Annotated in this window: 16 protein-coding genes; all 16 read right to left on the bottom strand. The window is 63.3% G+C overall.

Translation table 11 applies throughout. The features are described 5' to 3' along the window. Nucleotides 1–18: 18 nt before the first annotated feature. The gene (locus E8Q41_RS21550; RefSeq protein ID WP_170976571.1) at nucleotides 19–1,044 is read right to left on the bottom strand and encodes a sensor domain-containing diguanylate cyclase; all 1,026 of its coding nucleotides are present in this window, start codon (nucleotides 1,042–1,044) and stop codon (nucleotides 19–21) included. Between the two features lie 104 nt (nucleotides 1,045–1,148). Further along, on the bottom strand, nucleotides 1,149–2,780 hold the full coding sequence (locus E8Q41_RS21545; RefSeq protein ID WP_137157629.1) for an alpha-D-glucose phosphate-specific phosphoglucomutase: 1,632 nt from the start codon (nucleotides 2,778–2,780) through the stop codon (nucleotides 1,149–1,151). 5 nt (nucleotides 2,781–2,785) lie between these two features. After that, the gene (glgA, locus tag E8Q41_RS21540) at nucleotides 2,786–4,228 is read right to left on the bottom strand and encodes a glycogen synthase GlgA (RefSeq protein ID WP_137157628.1); all 1,443 of its coding nucleotides are present in this window, start codon (nucleotides 4,226–4,228) and stop codon (nucleotides 2,786–2,788) included. A gap of 7 nt (nucleotides 4,229–4,235) precedes the next feature. Beyond that, complete coding sequence (glgC, locus tag E8Q41_RS21535) at nucleotides 4,236–5,495, bottom strand: glucose-1-phosphate adenylyltransferase (RefSeq protein WP_137157627.1); 1,260 nt, start codon at nucleotides 5,493–5,495, stop codon at nucleotides 4,236–4,238. Nucleotides 5,496–5,519: 24 nt separating this feature from the next. Next, nucleotides 5,520–7,760 (bottom strand): 1,4-alpha-glucan branching protein GlgB, encoded by a 2,241-nt coding sequence (gene glgB, locus E8Q41_RS21530; RefSeq protein WP_137157626.1) that lies wholly within the window; start codon nucleotides 7,758–7,760, stop codon nucleotides 5,520–5,522. Between the two features lie 65 nt (nucleotides 7,761–7,825). Next, nucleotides 7,826–10,291: a glycogen/starch/alpha-glucan phosphorylase gene (locus E8Q41_RS21525; protein WP_137157625.1), complete on the bottom strand. Its 2,466-nt coding sequence runs from the start codon at nucleotides 10,289–10,291 to the stop codon at nucleotides 7,826–7,828. A 315-nt stretch (nucleotides 10,292–10,606) separates the two neighbouring features. Then, a complete protein-coding gene (locus E8Q41_RS21520) occupies nucleotides 10,607–11,782 on the bottom strand; it encodes a TadE/TadG family type IV pilus assembly protein (RefSeq protein WP_137157704.1) in 1,176 nt (391 codons plus the stop codon). A 114-nt stretch (nucleotides 11,783–11,896) separates the two neighbouring features. After that, a complete protein-coding gene (locus E8Q41_RS21515; RefSeq protein WP_137157624.1) occupies nucleotides 11,897–12,778 on the bottom strand; it encodes a transglutaminase family protein in 882 nt (293 codons plus the stop codon). 8 nt (nucleotides 12,779–12,786) lie between these two features. Further along, nucleotides 12,787–15,192 carry a circularly permuted type 2 ATP-grasp protein gene (locus tag E8Q41_RS21510; protein WP_246660277.1) on the bottom strand — a complete coding sequence of 802 codons (2,406 nt, stop codon included), beginning with the start codon at nucleotides 15,190–15,192 and terminating at the stop codon, nucleotides 12,787–12,789. Between the two features lies 1 nt (nucleotide 15,193). Beyond that, nucleotides 15,194–18,520: a transglutaminase family protein gene (locus E8Q41_RS21505; RefSeq protein WP_137157623.1), complete on the bottom strand. Its 3,327-nt coding sequence runs from the start codon at nucleotides 18,518–18,520 to the stop codon at nucleotides 15,194–15,196. A 111-nt stretch (nucleotides 18,521–18,631) separates the two neighbouring features. After that, the gene (locus E8Q41_RS21500; protein WP_137157622.1) at nucleotides 18,632–19,306 is read right to left on the bottom strand and encodes a dimethylsulfonioproprionate lyase family protein; all 675 of its coding nucleotides are present in this window, start codon (nucleotides 19,304–19,306) and stop codon (nucleotides 18,632–18,634) included. Next, complete coding sequence (gene speB / locus E8Q41_RS21495; RefSeq protein WP_137157621.1) at nucleotides 19,306–20,256, bottom strand: agmatinase; 951 nt, start codon at nucleotides 20,254–20,256, stop codon at nucleotides 19,306–19,308. Before speB ends, E8Q41_RS21500 begins: the two co-directional genes overlap by 1 nt. Nucleotides 20,257–20,493: 237 nt before the next feature. Then, complete coding sequence (locus E8Q41_RS21490) at nucleotides 20,494–22,107, bottom strand: 5-guanidino-2-oxopentanoate decarboxylase (protein ID WP_137157620.1); 1,614 nt, start codon at nucleotides 22,105–22,107, stop codon at nucleotides 20,494–20,496. A gap of 62 nt (nucleotides 22,108–22,169) precedes the next feature. Beyond that, nucleotides 22,170–22,976: an ABC transporter permease gene (locus E8Q41_RS21485; protein WP_137157619.1), complete on the bottom strand. Its 807-nt coding sequence runs from the start codon at nucleotides 22,974–22,976 to the stop codon at nucleotides 22,170–22,172. Between the two features lie 9 nt (nucleotides 22,977–22,985). Then, on the bottom strand, nucleotides 22,986–23,810 hold the full coding sequence (locus tag E8Q41_RS21480) for an ABC transporter permease (RefSeq protein ID WP_137157618.1): 825 nt from the start codon (nucleotides 23,808–23,810) through the stop codon (nucleotides 22,986–22,988). Nucleotides 23,811–23,982: 172 nt separating this feature from the next. Further along, the gene (locus E8Q41_RS21475) at nucleotides 23,983–25,098 is read right to left on the bottom strand and encodes an ABC transporter substrate-binding protein (RefSeq protein ID WP_137157617.1); all 1,116 of its coding nucleotides are present in this window, start codon (nucleotides 25,096–25,098) and stop codon (nucleotides 23,983–23,985) included. Nucleotides 25,099–25,154: the final 56 nt, after the last annotated feature.

Genomic DNA, 25,154 nt, shown 5'->3' with positions numbered 1-25,154 from the left:
GCCAAGAGGCTAAGGGTTTCAGGCGGCGCTGACGCCGCGGATGTCCGGGATATGGCCGTCGTCGCCGGCGAAATGAACGCGGTTTCGTCCTGCCGCCTTGGCCTGATAGAGGGCTTTGTCGGCTTCGTTCAGCACATCGTCGATATGGGCGGTCGCAGCCGAGGCCATGGCGACGCCGAAGCTGGCGCTGACAGTGAGATCGACATCGAGATCGCCGAAATCGATGGCGGAGATCGCCTGGCGCAAGCGTTCGGCCACGGCCATGGCCACCTGCGGCGTCGCGCCTTCCAGCAGGACGGCGAATTCCTCGCCCCCCATCCGCGCGATCACATCTCGGTTTCGGAGCGTCCGCCGGCAGGCCTGGGTGACGCGGGTCAGAACCTGATCGCCAACGAGATGTCCGTGCCGGTCGTTGATCTGCTTGAAATGGTCGAGATCGAAGGAAATGAGGGCCACGAAGGGTTTCGCGCCGGGGCTGGGCAACATGAGTTCGCGCGCGAAACTGTAGAATGCGCCTTTTGAGGCCGCGCCCGTGAGCCAATCAAGGCTCGAGCGCAGGCGAAGCTCCATCTGGTCCATGACGATTGCGGCAAGCCCTGCAAGCACTCGTGCATTGGCCTCGGTGAACTCCTGGGTCTTGTAGTCCATCACGCTGAGCGCGCCGAGCGCGAAACCATCCGGCGAAATCAGCGGCGCGCCGGCATAGAACCGCATATGTGGGTCCCCTGTCACGAAGGGGTTCGACGCCGTTCGGGGATCGAGGCTCAGATCTCGAAAAACCAGCGTCGATTTCTCCTGGATCGTCAAGCGACAGAATGAATCCGCGCGGTTGGTCTGGCAAAGCGCCGTGCCGCTTTCGGCCTTGAACCATTGGCGGTCCCGGTCGATCAGGGAAATATGTGAAATCGGCATGTCGAAAATGTCGCGCGCGAGCTCGACGATCCTGCCAAAATGAGCCTCTTGCTCGGTGTCCAAGATGCAATAGCTGGCAAGCGCCTGAAGCCGTAGTTCCTCGGCGCTTGTTGCTTCGCTTTCGTCCTGCATACGTTCCCCCATCAATGAGCAGGGATCTTAGATGGAGATCGTTTAGTTTGCGCTAATTGAGGGGCGCATTCAGCGCCCCTCAATATTGGGATTTAAACGTGGCCTCAGGTTATCACGCTCGGCGCATCGCGGCCGGTTCTCTTTTTGATTTCCGCGATTTCGTCTGCGACGGCGATTAGATCCGCCAACGCTTCCTGCGTGTCGATATCATGGCGGCTGGCGTCCGGTTCGTATCGTTCGATATAGACGCGCAGCGTCGCGCCCGACGTGCCGGTGCCGGACAGACGGAACACCACGCGGCTGCCGCCTTCGAACAGGATGCGGATACCCTGGTTCTTGGAGACGGAATTGTCGACCGGATCGTGATAGGCGAAATCATCTGCCGCCTGGACCTTGAGATCGCCGAAGCTCTTGCTCGGGAGGCTGGCGAGCTGAGCGCGGAGATTGTCGACCAGACCGTTGGCGGCGTCGCTCGCCACTTCCTCATAGTCGTGGCGCGAATAGTAATTGCGGCCGAAGGCTGCCCAATGCTTGGTGACGATGTCCTTCATCGGTTCATTGCGCACCGCGAGAATGTTGAGCCAGAGCAGCACGGCCCAGAGGCCGTCCTTTTCCCGCACATGGTTGGAGCCGGTGCCGGCGGATTCTTCGCCGCAGATGGTCGCCATGCCCTCGTCGAGCAGGTTGCCGAAGAATTTCCAGCCGGTCGGCGTCTCATAGATGCCGACGCCCAGCTTCTCGGCCACGCGGTCGGCGGCGCCGGAGGTGGGCATGGAGCGGGCGATGCCTGCGATGCCCTTGGCGTAGCCGGGAGCGAGGTGGGCGTTGGCCGCCAGCAGGGCGACGCTGTCCGACGGGGTGACGAAAATGCCCTTGCCGATGATCAGGTTGCGGTCGCCATCGCCATCGGAGGCGGCGCCGAAATCGGGCGCGCCATCGCCGCTCATCATCTCGTTATAGAGTTCCTTGGCGTGGACGAGGTTCGGGTCGGGGTGGTGGCCGCCGAAATCGGGCAGAGGAATGAAGTTGCGCACCGAACCTTCCGGCGCGCCGAGCCTGCCTTCGATGATTTCCTTGGCGTAGGGGCCGGTGACGGCGCTCATCGCGTCGAAAACGACGCGGAAGCCCGAGGCGATCTTGGCGCGGATGGCCGGGAAATCGAACAGGCTCTCCATCAGTTCGGCATAGTCGGCGACCGGGTCGATGACTTCGATCTGCATGCCTTCGAGCGTCACGGTTCCCACCGTGTCGAGATCGACGTCGGCTGCGTCGGAGATCTTGTAGCTGGAGATCTTCTTGGACAGATCATAGATCGCGTCGGTGATCTTTTCCGGCGCAGGACCGCCATTGGAGGCGTTGTATTTGATGCCGAAATCTTCGGTCGGACCGCCCGGATTATGCGAGGCCGACAGGATGATGCCGCCGAAAGCGCCGTATTTGCGGATGATGTTGGAGGCGGCGGGCGTCGAGAGAATGCCGCCCTGGCCGACCATCACCTTGCCGAAGCCGTTGGCGGCGGCCATCTTCATGGCGATCTGGATGACTTCGCGGTTGAAATAGCGGCCGTCGCCGCCGATCACCAGCGTCTTGCCCTCAAAGCCTTCAAGGGAGTCGAAGATCGACTGGATGAAGTTCTCGGCGTAATTGGGCTGCTGGAAATGCGGCACCTTCTTGCGCAGGCCCGATGTGCCGGGCTTCTGGTCGGAATAGGGGGTGGTGGCAACGGTCTTGATCATCGCGGTCATACCTTCGCTCGGAGGGTTTCATAGATATGGGCGTATTGGCGGGCGCTGGCGATCCAGGAGACATCCGACCGCATGGCCGCCCGCTGCATGCCCGTCCAGAGTGGATGGTCGGCAAAAAGTTTGAAGGCCCGGGTCAGCGCGCCGTTCAGGCCCGCCTCGGTGACGGGCGAAAACTGGATGCCTGTGGCGACGCCGGCGGTGAGCGCCGCGCCATTGGCGTCGATCACCGTATCGGCAAGCCCGCCGGTGCGCGCCACGATGGGAATGCAGCCGTAGCGCAGGCCATAGAGCTGCGTCAGTCCGCAGGGTTCGAAGCGCGAGGGAATGAGGATCGCGTCGGCGCCGGCCTGCATCAGATGCGAAAGCGGCTCGTCGTAGCCCAGCACCAGGCCGACCTTGTCGGGATGGCGTTCTGCGGCGTCGCGCAACTGCGCTTCGAGCGCGCTGTCGCCGGCGCCGAGAACGGCGAGCGAGCCGCCGTCCGCCACGATGCGGTCGACCGCTGCGGCGATGAGGTCGATGCCCTTCTGATGGGTCAGGCGCGAGATCACGCAGAAGAGCGGCCCTTCGCTCGGCGACAGGCCGAAACGTTTGCGGAGCTTCAGCCGGTTCTCGGTTCGCCGCTCCAGCGTCGACGGTGTGTAGTTCACCGCGATCGCGCCGTCGCTCGACGGGTCCCAGACCAAGGGGTCGATGCCGTTGACGATGCCGCTCAGATTGGCTTCCCGGGCCTGCATCAGGCCTTCGAGGCCCATGCCGTATTGCGGGGTCTTGATCTCTTCCGCATAGGTCGGGCTGACCGTATTGATCGCCCAGGCGGTGCGGAGCCCGGCCTTGAGATAGGCGACGTCGCCGTAATATTCGACATCGCCGGAATGATAGGCTTCAGCCGGCAGTTCCAGCCCGCCGAAGATCCCGCCCCAGAAGCGGCCGGGAAAGGCGATGTTGTGGATGGTCATCAGCGAGGGCACGCGGGCGCTCGCGGGGCTGTATTTCAGATAGACCGGGGCGAGGCCCGCCTGCCAGTCATGGCCATGCAGCAGCTCGGGCGTCCAATCCGGGTCGAGCCCGTTGCAGAGCCGGTTCGCGGCCATGGACAGCGCCGCGAAGCGCCGCCAATTGTCCTCGTGATCGCGACCGCCAGCATCCGTATAGGGACCGCCCGGCCTGTCGAAATAGACGGGTTGATCGAGCACATAGAGATCGAGCCCGGCATGGCGCACAAACAGGATCCGCGCCGGCGCGCCGATCAGGCTCGGCAGCTCGGCGACGACCGTCGCCTCGCCGATCTTGCCGAGCACGGAGGGATAGCCGGGCAGCAGCGTGCGCATCTCCACGCCGAGCGGCGCGAGCGCGAGCGGCAGCGCGCCCGCGACATCGGCCAGGCCGCCGGTCTTGATGAGCGGAAAGACTTCCGAAGCGACCGAAAGGACCTTCATCTGCGCCTCAGCCAAGTCGGTCGATCATCGCCTGGGTGATCAGGCAGATGCCGCTTTCGGTGCGGCGGAAGCGGCGGGCGTCGAGTTCGGGATCTTCGCCGACGACGAGGCCGTCAGGAATGATCACGCCGCGATCGACGACGCAGTTCTTCAGCCGCGCATTGCGATGCACGGTGACCTCGGGCAGCACCACGGCGTGGTCGAGATGCGAGTAGGAATTCACCCGGCAGCCGGTGAACAGCAGCGTGCGGTTGATCGACGCGCCGGAGACGATGCAGTTTCCGGAAATCAGCGAGGAGACGGCGGCGCCGCGGCGTCCTTCTTCGTCATGGACGAATTTTGCCGGCGGGGTGATCTCGGCATAGGTCCAGATCGGCCAGTTGCCGTCATAGAGATCGAGTTCGGGGACGATGTCGGTCAGGTCGATATTGGCCTGCCAATAGGCGTCCACCGTTCCCACGTCGCGCCAATAGGCATGCGTCTCGGTCTCGGCGCGCACGCAGGATTCGGCGAAGCGATGGGCCACGGCCTTGCCGTTCTTGACGATGTAGGGGATCAGGTCCTTGCCGAAATCGCGGCTGGAATTGGGATCGGCGGCGTCGCGGCGCAGGAGATCCATCAGGAACTTGGTGTGGAAGACATAGATGCCCATCGAGGCCAGCGCGAATTCCTCGTTGCCGGGGATGCCGGGCGGATCGGCGGGCTTTTCGATGAAGTCGATGATCACGTCCTTGTCGTCGACATGCATGACGCCGAAGCCGGTGGCCTCCATGCGCGGCACTTCCAGGCAGCCGATGGTAACGTCGGCGCCGGAATTGACGTGCTGGCGCAGCATCAGCTCATAGTCCATCTTGTAGATGTGGTCGCCAGCCAGGATGACCATATATTCCGGGTTATAGGGCTCGATGATGTCGATGTTCTGATAGACCGCATCGGCGGTGCCTTCATACCATTGCGTCTCGGAGACGCGCTGGGAGGCGGGCAGGATGTCGAAGCTCTCGTTTCGCTCGGGACGGAAGAAGTCCCAGCCGCGCTGCAGGTGGCGGATGAGCGAATGCGCCTTGTACTGGGTGGCGACGCCGATGCGGCGGATACCGGAATTCAGCGCGTTGGACAAAGCGAAGTCGATGATGCGGGTCTTGCCGCCGAAATAGACGGCGGGCTTGGCGCGCCGGTCGGTCAATTCCTTGAGCCGGCTGCCGCGGCCGCCGGCGAGAACATAGGCCATGGCGTCGCGCGCCAGGGGTTGAATGCGTTTTTCCGCCATTTGAAGTCCTCCCGTATTATTTCGTCAGTCTGCCAATTCCAGCCACAGCGTGGCCAGCGGCGGGAGCGTGCAATGCGCCGCAGCCCGTCCGAGTTCCCCGGGCCCGGCCTCGACCGCGCCCATATTGCCGATGCCGGAGCCGCCATAGACTTCGGAATCGGTATTCATGATCTCCCGCCACGTGCCCGTTTCAGGCAGCGGGATCCGGTAGTTCTCCCGGACTACCGGCGTAAAATTGGTGATGACCGCGATCGGTTTTTCGCCCGGCGCCTTTCGCAGCCAGACATAGACCGAATGTTCATGCGCGTCGGCCATCAGCCATTCGAAGCCTTCCGGCTCGCAATCCCGAGCGTGCAACGCGGGCTTGTCCTTGTAGAGATGGTTCAGATCACGCACGAGATCCCGCATTCCGGCGTGGTTGGGATAATCGAGAAGGCCCCAATCCAGTCCGCGGGCTTCGGACCATTCGCTCCATTGCGCGAATTCCTGACCCATGAACAATAGCTTCTTGCCGGGATAGCCCCACATGAAGGCGTAATAGGCGCGCAGATTGGCGAATTTCTGCCAGTCGTCGCCCGCCATCTTGGCGATCAGCGAGCCTTTGCCATGCACCACCTCGTCATGGCTGAGCGGCAGCACGAAGTTTTCCGAGAAAGCGTAGAGCAGGCCGAAGGTCAGCTCGTTGTGGTGGTGCTTTCGATGCACCGGATCGCGCGCCAGATATTGCAGCGTGTCATGCATGAAGCCCATGTTCCACTTGAAGCCGAAGCCCAGGCCGCCGTCGTGCACGGGAGCGGAGACTTTCGGCCAGGAAGTGGATTCCTCGGCAATGGTGATGATGCCGTTATGCGAGCCGTAGAGCTGCTTGTTCATCTCCTGCAGGAACTGCACGGCTTCGAGATTTTCGCGCCCGCCATATTTGTTGGGCACCCATTCGCCGTCCTTGCGGGAATAATCGAGATAGAGCATCGACGCGACCGCATCGACGCGGAGCCCGTCGATATGGAATTTCTCCGCCCAGTAGAGCGCCGAGTTGACGAGGAAGCTCGCCACTTCCGTCCGTCCGAAATTGTAGATCGCGGTGTTCCAGTCGGGGTGGAAGCCCTGTCTGGGGTCGGCATGTTCGTAAAGCGCCGTGCCGTCGAAATTGCGCAGGCCGAATTCGTCGGTCGGAAAATGCGCCGGCACCCAGTCGAGAATGATGCTGACGCCGGCTTTATGCGCGCCGTCTACGAAGCGCGCGAAGCCTTCCGGTTCGCCGAAGCGGGCGGAGGGCGAAAACAGGCCCGTGGTCTGGTAGCCCCAGGACGGATCGAAGGGATGTTCGGTGACCGGCAGGAATTCGATATGGGTGAAGCCCATTTCGACGCAATAGGGGATGAGCGTGTCGCCGAGTTCATCCCAGCTCATCATCTCGTTGTCGGCCTTGCGACGCCAGGAGGCGGCGTGGACCTCATAGATCGAGATCGGCTGGCGGCGGGCGTCGATGCTGGACCACCAGGCGCGATGGGCCGCATCCTGCCAATCATGCGCCATTTCACCGGTCGTCACCGAGGCGTTCTTCGGACGGAGTTCGGAGCGCCGGGCGAAAGGGTCCGCCTTCAGCGGCAGAAGCGCGCCGTCCTTGGCGAGGATTTCGAACTTGTAGGTTTCGCCCGCGCCGATGCCGGGAATGAAGATTTCCCAGACGCCGGTGTCGGAGCGGTGCCGCATCACATGGCGGCGGCCGTCCCAGCTGTTGAAATTGCCGACCACGGAGACGCGAGCGGCATTCGGCGCCCAGACGGCGAAATGAAAGCCGTCGGCCCCTTCATGGCGAAGCGGATGCGCGCCGAGGCGATCGAACAGCCGCTGATGCGAGCCTTCGCGCAGATAGAAATCGTCGAGCGGGCCGAGCACCGGGCCGAAGCCGTAGGGATCGACGACATCCCAGGAACCGAGCGCGTTCTGCGCGTGATAGCGCAGCGGCTGCCGGCTCTTGATCGAGACGGGGCCTTCGAAGAAACCGGCCGGATCGCGGCGCGGAATTTCTCCCGCCACATCGCCTGCGAGCGTATAGGCGATCACGCTTTCGGCGCCCGGAATGAACGTCCGGGCGATGAACTGCTTGCCGAATTCGTGCACGCCCAGCACGGCGAAGGGGTTGGCGTGCACGCCGTTGACGATGGCGGCGACTTCCTCATTGAAAATGCGGAAGTCCCTGTTGTCCTTCGGGCGCTCGGCGGAAGGCGCGTTTGCGCCCGCCTCCGCTGAGGCTTCGGGCATGGCCCGGTCGTTCGCAACTCCTCCCCCTGAACCTGTCTTGCGTCCGGCCGTTCCTGCCTTTTGGCTCATCCCGCCCTCCAGATTTCCTTTGCATATTGCCGGATCGTGCGATCCGACGAGAACCATCCCATGCGGGCGGTGTTCTTGATCGCCGTGGAGAACCAGGCGGCTTCGTCCGTCCAGAGCTGGTCCATGTCGCGCTGGGCCGCCGCATAGGCGTCGAAATCGCCGGCGACCATGAACCAGTCATGCTGATAGAGGCCTTCCACCAGGCTTGCGAAGCGGCCGGGATCATCCGGCGAGAAGACGCCGGAGGAAATGGCGTGCAGCGCCTGCGACAGTTCGCGCGAGCCTTCGATGAGCGCGCGCGGATTGTGGCCGTCGGCGCGCGCCTTGGACACTTCCTCGGCGGTCAGGCCGAAGATCTTGATGTTTTCGGGGCCGACGCAGTCGCGCATTTCCACATTGGCGCCGTCGAGCGTGCCGATGGTCAGCGCCCCATTGAGGGCGAACTTCATATTGCCGGTGCCCGAGGCTTCCATGCCCGCGGTCGAGATCTGTTCGGAGAGATCGGCGGCCGGCACCAGCATCTCGGCGAGCGAGACGTTGTAGTTCGGCACGAAGACGACCTTGAGCAGGCCGCGCACGGCCGGATCGGAATTGACGACGCGGGCGACGTCGTTGATCAGCTTGATGATCAGCTTGGCGTTGTGATAGCTCGGCGCCGCCTTGCCGGCGAAGATCTTCACGCGCGGCACCCAGTCAAGTTCGGGACGCGAACGCATCTGATCGTACAGCGCCACCGCCTCGATGATGTTGAGAAGCTGGCGCTTGTATTCGTGAATGCGCTTGGCCTGGATGTCGAACATCGCCGACGGATCGATCTTCAGGCCCATGCGGCTCTGGATCAACTGGGCGAGACGGGCCTTGTTGTCGCGCTTGACCGCAGCGAACTTCTTCTGGAACTCGGCGTCGTCGGCGAATTTGTTGAGATCCTGCAACGCGTCGGTTTCGTCGAGGAATTTGTCGCCGATCGTCTCGCGCAGCAGACCGGTCAGGCCGGGATTGCACTGCTGCAGCCAGCGGCGCGGCGTGATGCCGTTGGTCTTGTTGTTGATGCGCTCGGGATAGAGCTTGTGCAGATCCGAAAACACCGTGACCTTCATGAGGTCGGTGTGCAGCGCCGAGACGCCGTTGATCGAATGAGAGCCGACAAAGGCCAGGTTGCCCATGCGCACGCGACGTTCGCCGCCTTCGTCGATCAGCGAGATCGAGCGGATCTGGGTGTCGGTGAAGTTCTTTTCCTTGCGGGCTTCCAGAAGAATCTTGGCGTTGATGCCGTAGATGATCTGCATATGGCGTGGCAGCAGGCGCTCGAACAGCGGCACCGGCCAGGTCTCCAGCGCCTCCGGCAGGAGCGTGTGGTTGGTGTAGGAGATGGTCTTGCGCACCAGATCCCAGGCGGCGTTGAATTCGTAGCCATGCACATCGCAGAGCAGACGCATCAGTTCGGCGACGGAAACGGCCGGATGCGTGTCGTTCAACTGGATCGACACCTTGTCCGGCAGATTGTCGAAGGTGTTGAACTTCTGGCGATGGCGGCGAAGAATGTCCTGCAGCGAGGCCGATGAGAAGAAAAACTCCTGGCGCAGGCGCAGTTCCTGACCGGCTGGCGTGGCGTCGGCGGGATAGAGCACGCGGGCGAGGCTTTCCGCCTTGTTGCTCTCGCGCAGCGCGCCGATATGGTCGCCGGCGTTGAAGGCGTCGAGCAGGATCGGGTCGATCGGTTGCGCCGTCCAGAGGCGGAGCGTGTTGACGCGCTTGCCGCGCCAGCCGACGATCGGCGTGTCGCAGGCGACCGCAATCACGCGCTCGGCGGGCTTCCAGACGTAACGGGCGTCGCCATCGGGGGCGAGGACGGATTCGACCTGTCCGCCGAAGCCGACTTCATAGGCGCTTTCGCGGCGTTCGAACTCCCAGGGATTGCCATGGGCGAGCCAGGATTCGGGCAGTTCCACCTGCCAGCCGTCGGCGATCTGCTGGCGGAAGAGGCCGTGCACATAGCGGATGCCGTAGCCATAGGCCGGAACATCGGTGGTGGCCATGGATTCCATGAAGCAGGCGGCGAGACGGCCGAGGCCGCCGTTTCCGAGCGCCGCATCCGGCTCCAGCGCCGCGACGAGGTCGATTTCGACGCCGAGCGTCTTCAGCGCGTCGCGCAATTCTTCCATCAGGCCGAGATTGGACACGGCGTCGCGCATCAGGCGGCCGATGAGGAATTCCAGCGAGAGATAATAGACGCGCTTGCCGCCGGATTCGTAGGTCTGGCGGGTCGAGGCCATCCAGCGGTCGATGATGCGGTCGCGAATCACCAGGATGGCGGCGGTCAGCCAGTCATGCGGCTTGGCGACCTTCACATCCTTGCCGATTCGGTAGGTCAGGCGTTCGACGATGTCCTTGGCGAGCGCCTCGGGATCGGTCGGGCGCGGCGACGGAAAGGGGATTTCGGACGTCTCGGTGTTTGTGGTCATGGTCTTCTCGATGTCGCTACCGAATTGGAGATGTCGATGCAGCCGTTATGCGCATCGAAGGTGACGGGACGATGTGCTGACCGGGATCATGATGTGCGAAAATCCCCCTCGGCCTGGCATTCTTTGGTGTCAATGCGACCCTGCCCAATCTGGCGTTTCCCCTCTGCGATGCCGGTCTGTCCCCGCCGAACATCTTTGTTGTTTTGCCGATAATAGGCATTCCGCGACGACAAGATCAACTGTTGATCGACAAACAAAAAAACCGCCGGCGCGGGGCCGGCGGCAAGTCGTGCGGGCAGGCAAAAGAAAAGAGGCTTACTGAGTGAGCCGCGTGGCCGTTTCGGTGGCGCGTTCGCCGATATATTCGAAGGCGGCGTTGAGGTCGTCGGCGTCTTCGGCGGCGAAATAATGTGCGCTGGTGGTGGCGCAATAATTGAGCAAGGCCTTGCCGCGATCCGGGGCCATGAAGGCGACGGAATAGACCTCGATCCCGGCGGTTCGGGCGGCGTCGCACCATTGTTTGGTGGTGGTGTCGGCCGAGGTGTAGTTGTTGTCGCCGTCGGTCATGAACACGATGAACTTGGAGGGCGTCTGACCGTTTACATTGGCGTGCGCCGCGTCTTCGGTCGAGGCGTTCAGCGCCTGATAGGCGGTCTTGAAGGCTGCGCTGGAATCCGTGCCGCCGGTGGCGGTCAGCGCGTTGATATAGGTCTTGGTGTGGTTTTCGCCCCAGGCCAGATTGACTGGCGTCTGCATGGACGAATTGTAGGACACCGCCGCCGTGCGCACCAGCACCGTATCGGGGTCTGCGCTCGCCAGTTGGCTCATCAGGCTGTTTGCGGCGTTCCGCAGCGCGGTGATCTTGTCGTAATAGGTGTAGCAGGTATAGGTGCGCCGGCCATAGCGGCAGGTATAGGTGCCGGAGACGGTGTTGGTGTATTCCGCCATCGAGCCCGAGCGGTCGAGCACCAGATACATCGACAGCGCGTTCTTGCTTTCGGTGGTCGACATGGTCGAGGCGCTGACGGTGATCCGGCCGCCGTCTTGTCCGAGGAAGTTCGATAGCGCCGAATAGTCGACGTCGTAGCAGGTGGTGACCGTGACGTTGTATTTCTTCGCCGTGCCGACCGTCGTCGTCTCCGTTGCGTCCACATGCGTGCAGGAGGATAAGTCGAAGTCGCTATTTTCTTCTTCTGCTTCATCGACACTGGCCTGATTCGACATCTGGCCCTTGACGAAGTCCACCGCGAAAGCCTCGGCCTGCTCAGTGGTGATCGTCTGTTTGGCGAGAGCGGAGGCTGTAGCGAGCGCCGCCGCATCGGCCGCCGCCTGAAGAGCGTTCTTGTTGGCGATCAATTGCGACGCGTCGATCGCAAGGCCCGCAGCGCCGAGCCCGACCGGCAGGATCAGGGCGCTCATAATAGTGAAATTGCCGCGCTTGTTTTTCAGCAGGCGGCGCAATTCGGTAATACATCTACCGCGTGGTCGCATCATGCTACTCTCGTCATGGAGTGGTCACGACGCAAAAGTTAACAGCGAAATATTGTAGTCCGGTTTCCGCGCATACGCGAATTTAATGCAAATTTTACCGGTGTTTACAGTGGGTTAAAGCTTGACCGGAACAACGTCGACGGCTTGCGTCGTGGTGTGGCTGCCATAGCTCTTGAGCACGCCGATAACGGGGGCGACATCGGCGTAATCGCGGCCGAAGCCGACGCGGATATGGTCCGAACCGGCCATGATGTCGTTGGTGGGGTCCCATTCCATCCAGCCCGTGGCGCGGCCGCACCAGACGCGAACCCAGGCATGCATGGCGTCCGCGCCCTCCAGCCTCTCCTTGCCCGGCGGCGGAATGGTGCGCAGAAAGCCGCTGACATAGCCGGCGGGGATGCCGAGCGAGCGGAGCGCGACGATCATCACATGGGCGAAATCCTGGCAGACGCCCTTCTTGAGTTTGAAGGCTTCCTTGGCGGGCGTGTCGACCTTGGTGGCGCCGGGCAGATATTTGAATTCGCGGTAAATGCGGCTGCAGAGCGCGGTGGCCGCTTCGCGGATCGACATGTCCTGCTTGACGATCGTCTTGGCCCAAGCGGCGATCTCCGGCGCGGGGCCGAGGCGCGGGCTGTCGCTGACGAAATGATGCGGCGATTCCGCCTCGACCGACCAGCAATCGGCGATTTCGGCCCCGAGCTTGGCGACGGTCGGCGAGAAATCGGCCTGCGGCGACGGGTTCTCGACCTGGACGCGGGCCTGGAGCCGGATCTCCATCTTCTCGTGAGGCCGGCGGAAGCTCACGGCGACCGCCGGGTTCTTGAAGAAGTCGACGAAGTCGGAGCGTTCCTCTGGCGGCGGATCGAAGCTGATCGTGCCGGCGATCAGCCGCTGGCCCGGCCCGAGCGTCAGCGGCAGCACGCGCACCATATGGCGGGCGCCGCTGGCCGGGACCTCGTAGAGATAGCCGATCTTCATCGAGATGTCGTAAAGCATGGCGGAGCCTAGCCGATATAGGTGCGGGTGAGGAGATCGGAGAAGGTTTCCATCTCCCGTTCGAGACGGGCGTAGACATCGACCGACATGCCTTCCGGCGTCATCAACGCCAGCGTCGAATAGAGCCTGAGCGCCTCGCGATGCACCGGCGACATCTGGCCGTTGATGATGGCGTTCGGCAACTGCTCCACTTCGGTCTTGATCTCGTTGAGCTGGTAAAGGACCGAACGCGGATTGAGCGGATCGAGCGCCAGGAGATCGGTGACGGTCAGGCGGGCGGTGGCGACATTGTAGCGGCGGCGATGGGTCATGACGCTGTCGCCGATCTCGATCAGCATATCGAGCGCGCCATCGGGCGCATTCGGCCCGGAGAGATGGCCGAGCAGCCTGGACATGTGAAGGCCGCGTTCGAGATAGCGTCCGATCGACAGGAATCGCCAGCCGGTGAAACGATACATGTTTTCATGCACCAGACCGGCGAAGCCCGCGAGCTTGCGCAAGAGCACGGTCATGGCGCTGGTGGCGTCGTCGCCGGGTTGGATCTTCTCGCGGAATTCGCGCGCGGTCTTGGAGAGGTCGTTGAGCGCCAGCCAGCCATCGGGCGAGAAGCGGTCGCGGATGTTCGAGGCCGAATAGAGCGCGCTCGAAATGTTCATCAGCAGGCTTTCGGGCACCACCTCTTCGGTGTCGATGTCGAGCGCCGCCAGATAGTCGGAGACATTGGCGAGCAGAGGCTGCTTCCGGTCGGCATATTCGGCGAAGCGGCCGTGCCAGGCGCGCAGGATGCGCAGCGCGCCTTCCGCCCGCTCGATATAGCGGCCGAGCCAGAACAGATTGTCGGCGGCGCGGCTCGGCAGGCTGCCGGGCATGTTGCGGGTGAAGTTTTCTTCAGACGGCAGCAGCGTCGACCATTTCACCGGCTTGTCGGAGACGATCCAGACATCGGCGACCGAGCCGCCCTTCTGCATGGCGATGGCCGAGACGTCGTCGCCGGCGCCGATGCGGGCGAAGCCGCCGGGCATGATGGTCCAGCCGTCGCGGGTGCGGGCGGCGAAGACGCGCAGACTCATCGGACGCGGCGCGAGCTTGCCGTCGACGAAGGCGGGTGTGGTCGACAGTTTGACGATTTCCTGTCCGACCAGGCGGCCGCCGCGCTCGGCGAGCGTTTTCAGGATTTCCGGGTCTTTTTCCCGTAGCGCGCGGCCCGGCTTGGATTCGCCGGCGTCGTCGAAAAAGGGCAGGCGGGAATAAGCGGGGCCGATCACCATCTTGTCGAGATTGCGCGCGACATGTTCGCGCTCTTTTTTCTGTCCGCACCACCAGGTGGCGATCGACGGCAGCTTGAGATCCTCGTTCAGGAGTCGGCGACAGATGGCCGGCATGAAGGCGAGGAAGGCGCGGGTTTCGAGCAGGCCTGCGCCCAGCGCATTGACGATCGTCACGGTCTCGGCGCGCAGCGCCTGGGTCAGGCCCGGCGTGCCGATCTGCGATTGCTGGTTCAATTCCAAGGGATCGGCGTAGCTGGCGTCGAGGCGGCGCCACAGCACGCTGACCGGCTTGAGGCCGGCGACGGTGCGCACCATGACCTGGCCGTCGACCACGGTCAGGTCCTCGCCTTCGAGGAGCATGAAGCCGAGATAGCGGGCGATGTAGGAATGTTCGAAATAGGTTTCGTTGGCCGGACCCGGCGTCAGGATGGCGATGCGGTCGTCGGCGTTTTTCTTGTAGCTCTGCAACTCATCTCGGAACGCTCCGAAGAAAGAGGCAAGGCGATGGACATGGGTTTCGGCATAGATGTCGGAAAAGGCGCGGGTGGTGGCGACGCGGTTTTCGAGCGCGAAGCCCGCGCCTGATGGGGCTTGCGTGCGGTCGGCGAGAACCCACCAGTTGCCGTCGGGGCCGCGGCCGATTTCAAAGGCGACGAAATGCAGGAAATGGCCGCTGACCGGCTTCACCCCCACCATCGGCCGGAGGAATTCGGGATTGCCGGCGATAAGGCCTGGCGGCAGGAAGCCTTCCTGCACCAGCCTGTTGTCGGAATAGATGTCGGCGGCGATGCGTTCGAGCAGTTCGGCGCGCTGAACGAGGCCCTCGGCCAGGTTTTCCCATTCGCGGGCGTCGACCAGCACGGGAACATGGCTAAGCGGCCAGGAGCGTTCGGCGTTCGGCGCGCCGCCATAGGCGCGATAGAAGACGCCTGCGTCGCGCAGATAGCGGTCGGCCTTGTCGAGACGCCGCTCCAGTTCCGTTTCCGGCATTCGGCCGAGCGAGTCGACGAAATGCCGCCAGACCGGGCGGACCTTGCCGTCCGGCCCGAGCATTTCGTCCGGCGCGCCGGCGATCGGCTTATAGTCGAAACTGCTGTTCGCCAAAGCCTCGTCGTCCTTCCTGCCGTTCGCTTCAATTGCTGCCAATTCAGACTCCTGGCGGCCTTCTGAGATCCAGCGTCAACGGGAACTCGGGATGGGGGTGCTCCGGCCAGAGCTGATAGCGACCGGCCGTATGTCCCCAGGGCTCGAAGCGCGCCAGCCGCCGGGCCTGCGCTTCATATCCGTTGACGGGAAAGGTCTCATAGTTCCGCCCACCTGGATGGGCAACATGATAAATGCAGCCGCCCACTGCCTTTCCCGTCCATTGATCATAGATGTCAAAGGTTAGCGGCGTATTGACCGGCAGAACCGGATGGATGCCGGCAGCCGGCTGCCAGGCCTTGAAGCGCACGCCCGCCACGGCGGGGCCGCCGGCATGGGTCTGGGTCAGCGGCACCGGCCTGCCGTTGCAGGCGACGGTGAAGCGACCGGGATTGGCGTTGTCGAGCTTCACCTGCAGACGTTCGACGGAGGAATCGACGAAGCGGGCTGTGCCGCCCACCGCGCCGGTTTCGCCGGTCACGTGCCAGGGTTCGAGCGCCTGGCGCAATTCGAGCCGCGCGCCTTCGTAGGACACCTCGCCATAGAAGGGGAACCTGAATTCCAGCTGCGCTTCGAACCATTCGGGACGGAAGTCGAAGCCGTGTTGGCGAAGATCGGCCAGCACATCCATGAAATCGGCCCAGACGAAATGCGGCAGCATGAAGCGGTCATGCAGCGCCGTGCCCCAGCGGGTGAAGCTTCCCTCCAGCGGCGCCTTCCAGAAGCGGGCGATCAGCGCGCGGATCAGCAATTGCTGGGCGAGCGACATGCGCGCTTCCGGCGGCATTTCGAAGCCGCGGAACTCCACAAGCCCCAAACGACCCGTCGGCCCGTCCGGCGAGAAGAGTTTGTCGATGCAGATTTCCGAGCGGTGGGTGTTGCCGGTGGAGTCGACCAGCAGATTGCGGAACAGGCGGTCGACCAGCCAGGGCAGGGGCGGCGCGCCCTTGCCGGGGATGGGCACCTGGGCAAGCGCAATCTCGAGTTCATAGAGCCCGTCATGGCGGGCTTCGTCGATGCGCGGCGCCTGGCTGGTCGGGCCGATGAACAGGCCCGAGAACAGATAGGACAATGACGGATGGCGCTGCCAATAGAGCACGATGCTCTTGAGCAGGTCCGGCCTGCGCAGGAAGGGGCTGTCGAACGGCGTGGAGCCGCCGACCACGACATGGTTGCCGCCGCCGGTGCCGGTGTGGCGGCCGTCGATCATGAACTTCTCCGCGCCGAGGCGGCAGAGTCGAGCCTCCTCGTAGACCGCCGAGGTGATGTCGACGCAATCCTTCCAGCTGGAGGCAGGATGGATGTTGACCTCGATCACGCCCGGATCGGGCGCGACGCGAATGACGTTCAGCCGTTCGTCATGCGGCGGGCTGTAGCCCTCGATATGGATGGGCAGCTTGAGGGCGGCGGCGGCGCGCTCGGCCGAGGCGATGAGGTCGAGATATTCCTCGAGCGTCGCCGTCGGCGGCATGAAGACGCAAACTCGTCCATCGCGCACTTCCACGGAAATCGCGGTGCGCACGCGGCCGCCGATCTCCTCATAGGACTGGCCCATGGGCTGGTTGCGCTGGGCGATGTCGCGCTGAAAGGAATGTTCCGGCATCACGCGACCCTTTTCGGTCGAGAAATCCGGCAGCGGCGGCTTCTCGATCATCGGATCGGCAGGATTGATATAGGGATACCAGGAGGGCGAAATATAGGGCAGCGAATTGAGCGGCAGCCGGAAGCCGACGGGACTGTCGCCCGGAATGAGATAGATGCGGCCGCGGCGCGTGCGCCATTGCTCCGACACCCAGGTGCGGCCCGAAACACGCGCCTGCCAGGCCTGCACGGGCAGCACATAGCCGGCCGGCGTCGTCAGGTCGTTGGCGAACACCTTGGCGATGCGGTTGCGCTCTTCGGGATCCTTGAGCTTGGAATTGGAGGGGTCGACATTCTCCGGCAGATTGGCCTCGCGGACGATCCATTCGGCCGGGTCCTCATAGGCCGGCATGACATTGTCGGTCTTGATGTCGAGTTCGACGGCGATGGCCTGCAGGAGGCGTCCCGCATCCTCATGCGTCACCTTGTGATCGCGCGTCTCGATGGCGATGAGATCGGGATTGTTCCAGATCGGCAGCCCGTCGCGGCGCCAGTAGAGCGAGAAGGTCCAGCGCGGCAGGCTTTCGCCGGGATACCATTTTCCCTGGCCGTAATGCAGGAAGCCGCCGGGGGCGAAACGGTCGCGCAGACGGCGGATCAGCGTGTCGGCAAGTCCGCGCTTCATAGGGCCGACGGCGCCTGTGTTCCACTCCTCCGACTGGAAGTCGTCGATGGAGACGAAAGTCGGCTCGCCGCCCATGGTCAAGCGGACGTCCTCGGCCTTGAGATAGGCGTCGACCTCCTCGCCGAGTTCATCGAGCTTCTCCCAGCTGTCCTGCGGGAAAGGCTTGGTGATGCGCGGATGTTCGGAAACGCGCGTCACGGTCATGTCAAAGGCGAATTCCGTCTCCGCCTTGCCGAAATAGCCGCCGGTGATCGGCGCGGCGTTCTTGTAATGCGGGGTCGCGGCGAGCGGGATATGGCTCTCGCCGGTCAGAAGCCCCGAGGTCGGGTCAAGGCCGACCCAGCCGGCGCCGGGAATATAGACTTCGCACCAGGCGTGGAGATCGGTGAAATCGACTTCGGTGCCCGAGGGGCCGTCGAGCGCCTTGAGGTCGGGCGCAAGCTGGATCAGATAGCCGGAGACGAAGCGGGCGGCGAAACCGAGATGCCTCAGGATCTGCACCAGCAGCCAGCCGGTGTCGCGGCAGGAGCCTTTCTTCGTTTTCAGCGTTTCATCCGGCTCCTGAACACCGGGCTCCATGCGGATGACATAGCCGATTTCCTGCTGCAGGCGCGCGTTCAGCGCCACGACCATGTCGACCGTGTGCTGGCCCTCGGTTCGATCGAGCGTCTTCAAGAAGGCTTCGAGTAGCGGGCCGGTCGGTTCTGGCTTGCGGTAGATCGACAGGTCCTCGACGAGGTCCTCGGAGTATTCGAACGGCCAGCTCTGCGCCGACTCCTCCACGAAGAAGTCGAAGGGATTGTAGACCGTCATATCGGCGACGAGGTCGACTTCGATCTTCAGTTCCGTCACCGGCTCGGGAAAGACGAAACGAGCGAGGTAGTTGCCGTAGGGATCCTGCTGCAGATTGACGAAATGATTGGACGGCGTGACTTTCAGCGAATGGCTGAGCACCTTGGTCTTGGAATGCGCCGCCGGTTTGAGACGGATGATCTGCGGGCTCAGGACAACTGGATTGTCGTATGTGTAATGCGTGAGATGATAGATGCTGGCCTTGATCGACATATGCGCGGTGGTTCCCCTTGTTTGAACAAGAGTTTGTGCAATGCAGCGGGGGAAAGCAAGCGGCAATTCCCGCTTGCCAAAAGCAAATTCACCGAGACGTTTCCGCCTCTTTCAGGCGGATAGAGGCGGGTTTTCCGCTTCGATCGCGGCCCAATCGTCGCAAAGGATCATTTCCGCCGGGATGTTCACATCCTTCGTCCAGCCATAGACGCAGAGAAACGGAACATCCCCGGAACGAAAAGCGTGCGGAGCCCAGGCTTCGTTCCAGACGGGCTCATGCGCCGGCCGCCAATCAAGCGGGTCGCCGGGCCTGAAACGCCAGCCGTTCGGGCCGGTGAAGGGGGCGTAGAGTTCCGGCGCGGCGTGTTTGTGGTCGCGGTAGAGAATGTTTGCGCCAAAGCCGAACAGACCGAGATCGAAATCCTCCGCCTGGATCAGCCCATGTTCGCCGATCAGGATCGTCGCGCAGTGATTGGTGGCGTAGGTCTCGCCGATGATCTCGCGCGGATAGGGATCATAGGCGCGCCAGTCGAGATAGGGCATGGCGGCGCGGATGGCGCCGGCAAGCAGCGCCTCTCCGTTGGCGGCCATCCAGCCGAGCGCCGCGTCGACGTGTTCGACAGCCGCAATCCGGTTTGGCGCTTTCTCCCGCAGCGGCCCGTCGCGGAAACGAGTGATGCCGGCGCGGACGTCCGCCACGCCCCCACCACTGAAACGGTCAAGATAATCATCCAGCGCCGCGATCAGCGTGCGGACAGTCTGTTCGCGGTTCTGGGCAGCAGACATCAGACTATCCTTTTCACGCCCGGCAGAACGCAGAGCATTTCATAGAGGATATTGGCGCCGATCAGCGCGGTGTTGCCCGAGGGGTCGAAAGGCGGGGAGACTTCGACCAGATCGCCGCCGACGATGTTGAGGCCGGCCGCGCCGCGGACGATTTCCAGCGCCTGCCAGGTGGTGAGCCCGCCGACCTCGACTGTGCCGGTGCCCGGCGCGAAAGCTGGGTCGAGACTGTCGATGTCATAGGTGAAATAAACGGGCGCGTCGCCGATCTTGGCCCTGATGTCGGCCATCAGCGGCGTCATGGATTTGCCCCAGCAGTCCTCGGCCTGCACCACCGTCCAGCCCTTGGAGCGGCCCCAGTTGAAATCGTCAGGCGAATAGCCCGATCCGCGCAGGCCGATCTGGAAGACCTTGTCGTTGATCAACAGGCCGTCGTCATAGGCGCGGCGGAAGGGCGTGCCATGGGCGATCTTCTCGCCGAACATCTCGTCATTGATGTCGGCATGGGCGTCGATATGGATCAGCGCCACGGGGCCATGCTTCTTGGCGATGGCGCGGAGGATTGGATAGGTCAGCGTATGATCGCCGCCCAGCGTCAGCGGGATGCAGTCATGACTGAGGATCTCGTCATAGGCTGCGGTAATGATGTCCACCGTCTTCTTGAGGTCGAAGGTGTTGATCGCGACATCGCCGATATCGGCCACCTGCAGACTGTCGAAGGGGGCCGCGCCGGTCGCCATGTTGTACGGCCGGATCATGCAGCTTTCCTGGCGGATCTGGCGGGGCCCTAGCCGCGTGCCGGAGCGGTTGGACGCGCCGATATCAAGCGGAATGCCGACGAAGCAGACGTCGAGGCCTTCCGCTGTCGGCTGCGTCGGCAGGCGCATCATGGTCGAGGGGCCGCCGAAGCGCGGCATCTCATTGCCGCCGAGGGGTTGGTTGAACTGGGTCATGGTGTTCTTCCTTGTCATGAAATCTGTTCGCCCCTCGCAAACGCGCCGACCCTTTTCGGGTTTGGCTCATCATATTTTCAGGGGCGAAACCTTTTGCACGACGTCATCCTCGGGCTTGTCCCGAGGATCCGCAAGCGGATGAACTTGCGTTTCCTCGCTTGCTCAGCAGATCCTCGGGACAAGCCCGAGGATGACGACTGCGGGGTATTCGACCTCGTCATGCCTAGACCGGCAGCATCAAGAACCCGCCTTCACCGCCTGATCCCGCACGTCCGGGCCGAACAGCACGAGCGTCGGCTCGGTGTTCTTGGCGGCCGCTTCGACGAGGTCGAAGAGGTCGTCCAGCGTCTCGGCGCGTGTGGTTTCCCAGCCATAGGCCTGGCCGAGCGCCAGGAAATCTGGCGTGAACAAGTCGACGCCGAGCGGCGGGATGTTCTGCGACACCATATAGGATTTGATCTCGCCATAGCCCTTGTTGTCGTAGAGCAGCAATGTCACCGGAAGACGCGCTTCCATGGCGGAGGCCAGTTCGGCGATGGCGAACTGCACGCCGCCGTCGCCCGCAAGCGCGATGACCGGCCGTTCGGGCGCGGCGCGCTTGGCCCCGATCGCGGCGGGCAGGCCGTAGCCGAGCGTGCCGTAACCGGTGGCGGAGTTGAACCAGGAGCCGGTCGCGGCCGAGGCGTAGCCGAGATTGCCGGCATAGACGAGCTGGGTGGAGTCGCCGACGAAGATGGCGTCGGGAACCCGGTCGCGGATCGTCTCCAGGATCTTGAGATCGCCCAGCATCTGCGGCGAGAGATCCTGGTTGGGATTGGTCGCGATATGGGCGGCGCGGGCCGAGCCGTTGCGCGACGCCGGCTCGATGAGGGCGGCAAGGTGTCCGGCGGCCTCGGCGCTGTCGGCGACGATGCCGATTTCGGGCAGGATGGTGCGCATGATCTGGGTCGGGTCGATGTCGATGCGGATCAGGCGGCCCGGAATGGTGAAGAAGCCGTCTTCATACATGTCATAATCGGTTGGGCCGAATTCGGTGCCGATGGCGAGCGCCACGTCTGAGGCCTCGATCATCTGCCGCGTGGCGGAGTAGCTCGCCGACAGCGACACGGCGAGAGGATGGCCGACGGGGAGAAGGCCGCGGGCGTTGGTGGTCATGACCACGGGGGCGTCGAGCATTTCGGCGAGCGAGCGGACCTCGTCGGCCGCACGCACCGCCCCGCCGCCGACGAGGATGACAGGGCTTTTGGCGCCATTCAGAAGTTCTGCGGCTGCGGCGATGTCATCGGATTTCGCCTCCGGCCGGCTGAGACGAGCGATCTGGCGGGGAACCGTCAGATGTTCGGCGGAGGCCAGCATGACATTGATCGGCAGTTCGATATGCACGGGGCGGGGGCGGGCGCTGTCGAAGACGGCGAAGGCGCGGGCGAGCGCAGGCGCGAGCTCCTCGGGGCGGTTGACGGTGTAGCTGAAGGCGGCGACGTTTTCGACAAGGGCCCGCTGGTCCGGCAATTCATGCAGCCAGCCTTCGCCCGAGCCCATGCGGCCATGGCTGTTGACGGTGGAGATCACCAGCATCGGAATGGAATCGCCATAGGCCTGGCCCATGGCGGTGACGATATTGGTCATACCAGGGCCGGTGATGATGAAGCAGACGCCCGGCTTGCCCGAAACGCGGGCGTAACCATCGGCCATGAAACCGGCGCCCTGTTCATGGCGCGGGGTGATGTGGCGGATCGAACTGCCGGCGAGGCCGCGATAGAGCTCCACCGTATGCACGCCCGGAATGCCGAACACCGTGTCGACGCCATAGGCTTCCAGAAGCCTGGTGAGATACATGCCCGTGCTGATCACGTCGCGCTCCCTGTCTGCGAGTCTGTTATTCTACAATTGTATAATTTGAAGGCGGCGGCAAGTCACTCGGCAGGCTTTTTCTCGCCGCCGGAGAACAGCGTTTTGACGATCACGCCGATTGCCACCAGAACGATGAGGATGACCGAGATCGCGGCGATGGCCGGATCGATATTGTCGCGCAGGCCCATCCACATCATGCGCGGCAGCGTGACGGCATTGACCGAGGTGATGAACAGCGTCACGCCGATCTCTTCCCAGGACAGAACGAAGCCCATGAAGGCGGCGGTCAGCACGCCGAAGCGGATATTGGGCAGGATGACCTTGAAAACGCGGGTGAAGACGCCTGCGCCGAAGCCGCGCGCGGCGAGGTCAATGCGCCGATCGACCTGCGACAGCGCCACCAGGATCAGCACCACGCCATAGGGCGCGATCATCACGGCATGCGCGAGCGCGACGCCGAGCGGCGTGTCGTAACCGATCCAGTCGTTGATCTTCGACAGCGAGGTCAGGAAGAAATAGAGCGTGATGGCCGAAACAACCGGCGGCGCCACCATGGGGATCAGCACGAAGCTGATCAACATGCTCGAAAACCACGGGCGGAACATCCAGACGCCCAGCGCGAAGGCCAGCGCCAGCGCGGTCGAGAAGATCGTGCTCATCAGCGCAATGCGAATGGAAAGCCAGGCAGCCTGGGCCCAGGCGGGGTCGGCGACCAGCGCCTGATAGTGGCGTATCGACCAGACGCCATTGGGCATGGACAGGAAACGGGCCGGGGTGAACGACACCGGGACCACGGCGACCAGCGGCATCAGCAGGAAAATCGCGACAAAGGCGGCGGCGATGACGGCGAGGGCGGAAGGCTTATACATGGCGTGACCTCACTTCAACATGCCGCTGGGGCGCGCATAGCGCATGAGCAGGGAGAGCAGAAGGCCGACCACGATCATCATCATCACGCTGATCGCGGCGCCCAAACCCCAGTCCGGGCTCTGGAAGATGCGGAGATAGATGAGTTCAGCGGCCATGACCGAGCGTCCGCCGCCCAGGATGGCGGGCGTGATGAAGAAACCCAGCGAGAAGACGAAGGTGAGAATGGCGGCGCCGAAAATGCCCGCAGCGGTCATCGGCAGATAGACCTGCCAGAACACACGCCGCGGCGTCGCGCCCATGCCGCGGGCTGCGAGCAGCACCCGTTCGTCGAGATTGCGCATGGAGGAGGCAATCGGGAAGACCGCAAAGGGGATGAGAAAATGCGCCATGCCGAGCACGACGCCGAATTCGTTGCGCACCATGGTCAGCGGCTCGGCAATCACGCCGAGCTGGGTCAGCCAGGTGTTGATCAGGCCGCGATTGGAGAGCAGCGCCACCCAGCCGAAAGCGCGGGTCAGCACCGAGATCCAGAAGGGGATGAGAATACAGAGCTCCATGGCGAGCCGCTGGCCCGGCGTGCCGCGCACCCAGATATAGCTGATCGCATAGGCGGCCGCGACCGCCACCAGCGTGACAATCAGGCAGATGCGGAAGGTGCGGACCATGACCGACAGGATCAGCGGATCGCTGGCGGCGGTCGCGTAGTTCTGGAGACCCGGTTCCGGCAGCGTCACGCTCCATTCCAGCACGCCGAGGAACGGCATGACATAGGCTGCCGCCAGAAACAGCATCAGCGGGCCGATGAGGACGAAGGGCTTGAGACTGTGCGGCATGGCGGGGTTCCGGGAAAAATGTAAGTGGTGCGCCGCCCCTCATCCCCCTGCCGGGACCTTCTCCCCGTATTACGGGGAGAAGGGGGAGTTTGGCGAGGTTGGCTCACCATCATCCTTCTCCCCGCGTGCGGGGAGAAGGTGGCGGCAGTCGGATGAGGGGCAGACGCTCAGGTCAGGCCGAAATGATCTTGGTGTAGGCGTCGAGCGCCGGACCGTAATTGGTTTCGTACCAGGCCATGTCGAGCGCGATCTGCTTCTTCATGTTTTCGGGATCGACAGGGTTCAGCCGCTTCTTGTCGGCTGGGATCAGCGCGTCGGCGGCGGGGTTGGCGGGGCCCTGGCCGAGCATGTCGAACATCACGATCTGCTTGGCCGGATCCTGGGCCGAGGCGATGAACTTCATCGCGGTTTCCTTGCCGCCCGGATTACCCTTCACCACGCCCATGGCGCCGGGCGAGATCAGGCCCTGGTCCCACACGAATTTGATAGAGCCGCCGGAATCCTGTTCGATGAGGCTGGCGCGGGTCGACCAGATCAGCGCCATCGAGGCTTCGCCGTTCAGAAGCACCGACTGGCTTTCGGCGCCGCCGCCCCAATAGGAGACGACATTGTCCTTGAAGGCGGCGAGCTTCTTGTGGGCGCGGTCGAGATCGAGCGGGTAGAGCTTGTCGGGCGCCACGCCGTCTGCGAGGAGCGCGGCTTCCCACATGCCGGCGCCCCATTTGTAGAGCGAGCGCTTGCCCGGGAACTTCTCGACGTCGAAGAAGTCGGCCATGCCGGTCGGGACCTTGTCGCCGAATTTCGAGGCGTCATAGGCGATGATGTAGGAGAAGAAATAGGTCGAGGCCGAATATTTCCAGCCGAAGCCGGGGCGCATCTTGTTCTTGTCGACGATCGAATAGTCGATCTCTTCCATCAGGCCCTTCTTGCCGAGCGCTTCGGCGGAGAAAGGGTCGGCGTCGACGATGTCCCAGCTGGGCTTGCCGCTCTTGACCTGGGCTTCGATCGCGCCTTCGGTCGGGCCGGAGCCGTCCTGCTTCACGGTGACGCCGGCTTCCTTGAGGAAGGGCGCGCCGTAAGCGGCGTCATAGGCCTTGCCGGCGTCGCCGCCCCAGTTGACGAAGACCAGTTCGTTGGCTGCGGCCTGGGCGCCCTTGGCCTTGAGCGCCAGCGGCGCGCCGGCCAGCACGAAAGCGGCGATCTGGGTGAAGCGGCGGCGCGAAATCTCCCCGCGCGCGGCTTTCGCTTCCAGAATATCAAGGCAGTCTTTCTCGAAATTGTCAGTCATGTCGTTCACCTCTGTTTTATGGTTATGGCATGCGCATTCCCTCGGGCCATCAGGCC

The sequence above is a fragment of the Rhizobium sp. FKL33 genome, from assembly GCF_005222915.1.
Lineage (GTDB): Bacteria > Pseudomonadota > Alphaproteobacteria > Rhizobiales > Rhizobiaceae > Rhizobium_E.
The sequence above is the reverse complement of the archived record's forward strand: the minus strand, read 5'-3'. Positions and strand labels throughout refer to the sequence as shown.